This is a genomic window from Saccharomonospora iraqiensis subsp. iraqiensis (assembly GCF_000430445.1).
GTDB classification, from domain to species: Bacteria; Actinomycetota; Actinomycetes; order Mycobacteriales; family Pseudonocardiaceae; genus Saccharomonospora; species Saccharomonospora iraqiensis.
Genome location: NZ_KE387084.1, coordinates 18,831 through 25,065, shown reverse-complemented (window position 1 = coordinate 25,065; position 6,235 = coordinate 18,831). Strand labels below are relative to the sequence as shown.

The 6,235-nt window shown below is 68.9% G+C and carries 4 protein-coding genes and 1 pseudogene; 1 reads left to right on the top strand and 4 read right to left on the bottom strand.

Annotated elements, in window-relative coordinates; all coding sequences use genetic code 11:
- The 3 genes and pseudogenes from ACTIR_RS26520 to ACTIR_RS0109885 form a co-directional block, all read right to left on the bottom strand.
- A pseudogene (locus tag ACTIR_RS26520) lies at positions 1-213 on the bottom strand (type 1 glutamine amidotransferase domain-containing protein); the annotation flags it as partial.
- A 210-nt stretch (positions 214-423) separates the two neighbouring features.
- Complete coding sequence (locus ACTIR_RS0109890; RefSeq protein ID WP_026454150.1) at positions 424-1,089, bottom strand: potassium channel family protein; 666 nt, start codon at positions 1,087-1,089, stop codon at positions 424-426.
- On the bottom strand, positions 1,082-2,383 hold the full coding sequence (locus ACTIR_RS0109885) for a TrkH family potassium uptake protein (RefSeq protein WP_026454149.1): 1,302 nt from the start codon (positions 2,381-2,383) through the stop codon (positions 1,082-1,084). The genes ACTIR_RS0109890 and ACTIR_RS0109885 overlap by 8 nt, the downstream gene beginning before the upstream one ends.
- Before the next feature lie 278 nt (positions 2,384-2,661).
- Here ACTIR_RS0109885 and ACTIR_RS0109880 point away from each other — a divergent pair, with 278 nt between their 5' ends.
- Entirely contained in the window at positions 2,662-5,115 is a 2,454-nt protein-coding gene (locus ACTIR_RS0109880) for an ATP-binding cassette domain-containing protein (RefSeq protein WP_026454148.1), read from the top strand.
- 117 nt (positions 5,116-5,232) lie between these two features.
- Here the strand turns inward: ACTIR_RS0109880 and ACTIR_RS0109875 are convergent, their stop codons facing one another.
- Positions 5,233-5,985: a hypothetical protein gene (locus tag ACTIR_RS0109875; RefSeq protein ID WP_026454147.1), complete on the bottom strand. Its 753-nt coding sequence runs from the start codon at positions 5,983-5,985 to the stop codon at positions 5,233-5,235.
- Positions 5,986-6,235: the final 250 nt, after the last annotated feature.

Below are 6,235 nucleotides of genomic sequence, written 5' to 3'. Positions count from 1 at the left end.
CTGCTGCCCGCCGTTGGCCTCCGCGGCCAGGCTGGCCCGGTCCACGGTGGGCACCACACCGCCCGGCGTGGCCACGACGATCTCGTGGCCCGCGGCGGTGAACTCCTGGTACGGCGCGGCGAACTCCTCGGCCCAGTATCCGGTCGGGTGCCGCGTGCCGTCGGCCAGCGTCCAGTAGTCCACGCCGGTCATCACGAACAGGATCTTGCTCATGTCACTCAACCTCCGAAACGGTCGCGCGCGCCACGACGCACTCGACAGACTGACGATCTGCACACGAAGTGTCAGATCATCGGACAGGGACCACTGTAGTCCCGCCCGACCGAGAGCCCTCAAGGAGGCGTGTCGCGTGACTCATCGCACCCGACAGGTCCGGTCGCACGTGTCGTCATGCTCGGGCGGGGTGGTCTCGCGGCCGTCCGGTCAGGTGAGGTCGGCGAACCGCTCCACGTCGTTCCTCCTGCCCGCGACCAGGAGGATGTCCTCACCCGCCACCGTGCTCTCCGCCGTGGCGTAGGTGAATCCCGCACCGGGACGTTTGATCCCGACGACGGTGACCCCGTACCGCCGCCGCACCTGGGTCTCCCCGAGCGGCCTGCCCACGGCTTCCGCGGGCGCGGTGGTCTTGATGATCGCGTAATCCTCTTCGAACTCGATGTAGTCCAGCATCCGGCCGGTCACCAGGTGCGCGACGCGTTCGCCCATGTCGTGTTCGGGCAGCACGACATGGTGGGCACCCACCCGTTCGAGGATGCGCCCGTGCTGCCGGTTCACGGCCTTCGCCCAGATCCGCGCGACCCCGAGCTCGTCGAGCAACGAGGTGGTGAGGACACTGGCCTCGATGTCGTTGCCGATCCCGACGACCGCACGGCGGAACGACGTGACGCCCAGCTGGGTCAGTGCTTCGACGTCGGTGGTGTCGGCCACCGCCGTGTGGGTGAGCTCGTCGGCGTAACGCTGGACACGCCGTGGATCGTGGTCGAGCCCGAGCACCTCGACACCGGCGCCCATCAGCTCACTCGCCAGTGAACCGCCGAACCGGCCCAGTCCGATCACCACGACCCGTTGGCCCTGTTTCCTGTTACCCAACGATCGGTCTCTCCTCCGGAAGTTCGTACCGCCGTGCGCGTTCCCGCAATGCCAACGCCGAGGCGAGTGTGATCGGTCCGAGCCTGCCGAGGAACATCAGTCCCGTCAGCACCAGGGTGCCGGATGTCGGCAACTCACCCGTGATCCCGGTGGACAGCCCCACCGTGGCGAAGGCCGAGACGGCCTCGAACAGCACTGTCTCCAGCCGGTGGAACGGCGTCAGAGTGAGCAGGAGCAGTGTCCCACTCACCACCGCTCCCATGCTGAGCAGCACGACCGTGAGCGCCTGACGCTGCACGGCCGAGGTCAGTTTCCGGCCCATCACGTGCACGGTCGGCAGACCCCGGATCTCGGCGAGGACGATGAATCCCAACAACGCGAACGTGGTGACCTTGATTCCGCCCGCGGTGCCCGCACTACCCCCACCGATGAACATCAGCACATTCGTCACCAGCAGCGTTCCGGACTCGAACTCGGAGACCTCCAGCGAATTGAAGCCGGCTGTGCGCGGCATCACGCCGTGGAAGAATCCGGCCAGCAGACGTCCGCCCGGACTGAACTGACCGAGCGTCTCGGGGTTGTTCCACTCCGCGGCCGTGACGACGGTCGTCCCGACCACCAGCAGCGCCCCGATCGTCAGGACGGTGACCTTCACGTGCAGCGACCAGCGCCGTAGTGACCCGCGAGCGCGCCGCCAGATCTCGATCCACACCGGGAAGCCGAGGCCACCGGTGATAACGGCCAGGGCGATCGGCACACAGATCCACGGGTCGGTGGCGAACCGCATCAGGCTGTCGGAGTAGAGCGCGAAACCGGCGTTGTTGAAGGCCGACACCGCGTGGAAGACCCCGTGGTAGACGGCCGTGCCCCAGGGATAGCTGTACCCGAGGGCGAAGCGGAGGGTCAGCACCGTGCTCAGCACCGCCTCGAACAGGAAGCTGACCAGTACGATCCCGGTCACCACCCGGCGGACGTCACCCAGATCCAGCGTCTTGGTCTCGGTGGCGGCCGTCAGCCGCATCCGCAAGCCGAACCGCCGGGTGATCAACAGGCCCAGCAGGGAGGCCAACGCCATGATTCCCAGGCCACCGACCTGGATCAGGGCCAGAATCACCACCTCACCGAAGGTGGACCAGTACCCGGGTGTGTCCACCACGATCAGCCCGGTCACACACACCGCCGAGGTCGCCGTGAACAGAGCGGTCACCCACCCGGCCCCTTCTTCGGAGGCCGAGGCCACCGGGAGGGACAGCAGCACCGCCCCCACCGCGATGGTGGACGCGAACGCCACCACGACGATCCTGGCGGGCTGATGCCAGCTCGGGCGAAAACGACGCCGCACCGGCTGGAGACGCCGCGCCACGAAGACTCCGTTCCCAGTTCTCGGATACCTGCCGCAGGGACGGTACCCCTACGGCACCGCGACCGGGCACCGGCCGCACAGGGTGGGTGATACCCGCGCGCCCCCCGGCCACGGCGGTCGGCACACCGGGAAACTGTCGGCCTGAGCTGGTTGAATCGGGCCCGGTGCGGTCGAACGACGCGGCCGGCCCCGCGTGAGGAGGAGACACGATGAGCACCGTCACCGGTCCGGGCACGGACACCCGGCCGCACACGCCGCACGCCGCCGACCGGCACGACCTGATCCGCGTGCGGGGCGCACGGGAGAACAACCTCGCCGACGTCGACGTCGACCTCCCGAAACGCAGGCTCACGGTGTTCACCGGCGTCTCCGGTTCGGGCAAGAGCTCGCTGGTGTTCGGCACCATCGCGGCGGAGTCCCAGCGGATGATCAACGAGACCTACAGTGCCTTCGTGCAGGGCTTCATGCCCACCCTCGCCCGGCCCGACGTCGACATGCTCGACGGCCTGACCACCGCGATCCTCGTCGACCAGGAACGCATGGGATCCGACCCGCGCTCGACGGTGGGCACCGCCACCGACACCGGCGCGCTGCTGCGGATCCTGTTCAGCCGGCTCGGGCGGCCGCACATCGGCTCTCCCCAGGCGTTCTCCTTCAACGTCGCCTCGATCAGCGGGGCCGGGGCGGTCACGTTCGAACGTGGCGGCAAGACCGTGAAGGAACGCCGCGCGTTCAGCGTCACCGGCGGCATGTGCCCGCACTGCGAGGGCCGCGGCGCGGTCACCGACTTCGACCTGTCCGCGATGTACGACGACAGCAAGTCCCTCAACGAGGGGCCGTTCACGATCCCCGGCTGGGGCAGGGACGGCTGGTACGGCCGCATCTACACCGGTTGCGGGTTCTTCGACCCGGACAAGCCGATCCGCGAGTTCACCGCCGCGGAGCTCGACGACCTGCTCCACAAGGAGCCGACCAAGATCAAGGTCGACGGGGTCAACCTCACCTACGAGGGCGTCATCCCGAAGCTGCGGAAGACGATCCTGGCCAAGGACCGCGAGGCGATGCAGCCGCACATCCGCGCGTTCGTCGACCGCGCGATCACCTTCACCGAGTGCCCCGAGTGCGGCGGCACCCGACTGTCCGAACAGGCCCGGTCCTCGACGATCGAGGGCCGCAGCATCGCCGACTGCTCCGCCATGCAGATCACCGACCTCGCCGACTGGGTACGCGACCTGCGGGAACGGTCCTCCGACGCACCGGGCGGGGACTACTCCCCGGTCGCCCCGCTGCTGACCGCGCTCGGCGACATCCTCGACTCCTTCGTCGAGATCGGGCTCGGCTACCTCTCCCTCGACCGGCCCGCGGGCACCCTGTCCGGCGGCGAGGCCCAGCGCACCAAGATGATCCGCCACCTCGGCTCGTCGCTCACCGACGTCACCTACGTCTTCGACGAACCCACCATCGGCCTGCACCCGCACGACGTCCGGCGGATGAACGACCTGCTGCTGCGGTTGCGGGACAAGGGCAACACGGTGCTCGTCATCGAGCACGAGCCGGAGACGATCGCGATCGCGGACCACGTCGTCGACCTCGGCCCCGGGGCGGGCTCGGCGGGCGGGACGGTCTGTTTCGAGGGCACCGTCGACGCGTTACGCACCAGCGGCACGCTCACCGGCCGCCACCTCGACGACCGGGCCACCCTCAAGGACACGGTGCGCACCCCCACCGGGACCCTGGAGGTCCGCGGCGCGGCGGCGAACAACCTGCGCGACGTCGACGTGGACATCCCGCTGGGCGAACTCGTGGTCCTCACCGGGGTCGCGGGCTCCGGCAAGAGCTCCCTGGTGGAGTCGATCCCCCCGGACCCCGGTGTGGTCACGATCGACCAGGGCGCGATCAAGGGATCCCGCCGGAGCAACCCCGCGACCTACACCGGCCTGCTCGACCCGATCCGCAAGGCGTTCGCGAAGGCCAACGGCGTGAAACCCGCGCTGTTCAGTCCGAACTCCGAGGGCGCCTGCCCCAACTGCAACGGCGCGGGCGTGATCTACACCGACCTGGCCGTCATGGCCGGGGTCGCCACCACCTGCGAGGAGTGCGAGGGGCAGCGGTTCCAGGCGTCGGTGCTGGATCACCGGCTCGGTGAGGGGGAGGCGGGCAGGAACATCAGCGAGGTCCTGGCGATGTCGGTGACCGAGGCGGCGGAGTTCTTCGGCGGTGCGGGGGTGACGCTTCCCGCGGCCACCACGATCCTGCGGCGGCTGGCCGACGTCGGGCTCGGCTACCTCAGCCTCGGCCAGCCGCTGACCACCCTGTCCGGCGGGGAACGCCAGCGGCTCAAGCTGGCCGCGCACCTGGCCGACGACGCCGCCGTCTACATCCTCGACGAGCCGACCACCGGCCTGCACCCGGCCGACATCACCCAGCTGCTCGACCTGCTCGACCGCCTCGTCGACTCCGGCCGGTCCGTTCTGGTCGTCGAGCACAACCAGGCCGTCATGGCGCACGCCGACCGGATCATCGACCTCGGCCCCGGCGCGGGCCACGACGGCGGCCGGGTGGTCTTCGAGGGCACCCCCGCCGACCTCGTCGCCGCCCGCTCCACCCTCACCGGGGAACACCTCGCGGCCACGGTCGGTGCGGGAAACTCGGTTCGGACATGACCGAGGGAACGGACGGCGGAGAAGTGAGCGTCCCACAGCACACCGGCGACGAGCCTCGACGCCTGGCTCTGCTCACCCAGGCAACACCGTTCAGACCGTCCAGCGCAGCCGACCGGATCATCGACTTCGGTCCCGGGTGAGTGAGGAGACGGCGGCCGGATCCCCTTCGAGGGGATCCTCGTCGACCTCGTCACCACCTGCCCGACCGTCGAAGAACACGTCACCGCCACAATCGCTCCGGGTGCCCCGGTACCAGGGTGGGCGGCACGTCATCGGCGCGAAGAGCAACCGCTCACGCCACGAATTGACGTGGTCGTCCGGGTTTGTGGGGTGTGCCAGGGAGAGCTCCCGGTGCACCACGAAGAGAGCGTCGGAGACCGTGTCCGTGTAGGTCACGAGAAACCACACATCCATCGAACGCAGGTCTCTGGGATCCAGATGGCCGCGGCCGGTGGACTGCGTCAGATCAAGATCAAGAGGCGACACTCCGTCGTCGGCGGCGGCGGTGACGACCGCGATCGCGGGTCCTTTGGGATACCTGCTTCGCGGTCCGGACTCCGGCTTCCCCAATCCGGTGTGCGCATCCCCTTGCAGCACGCCCAGCGCATTCTTTCTCGCGGGATCGTAGACCAACGGCATGTGGAACGGATTCGCGTAGTTCCAACCGGCGTCCCGGACGAGATGTTCCCGTAACGTTCCCACACGCGCGATCCAGTCCTTCAACCCCGGAGCGTTCTGTGGTTCGAAGTCGTTGTTCGACATCGCCGCGATACCGGCACGAATCGCTCTGTCGAAGAAGTCCAGTTCCAGGCCGAGGCCACGCAGACGACGTTGCGCGCCCGCACCGGTCTGGACGACAGTCTCCGCCATCAGTCCTCCCCACGAACCCGACCACCTTTACCGGAGCCACGTACCCGGGAGAAGCCTCCGATCGGGCGTGATCGCCTGGGAGGTGTTGCGCTAACGGCGCGGCGAGCACCAACGGCGAGAGAGAATGTTCGCCGGACGCCGCCCCGCTCAGCCTGCCGGTCGACGCCCGGCGAGGTCGGCCTCGACGGCCGCCACGACCTGTCCCGGGTCGGCGGCACACCGCAGGGCCAGGCCGTCGCAGACCACCGCG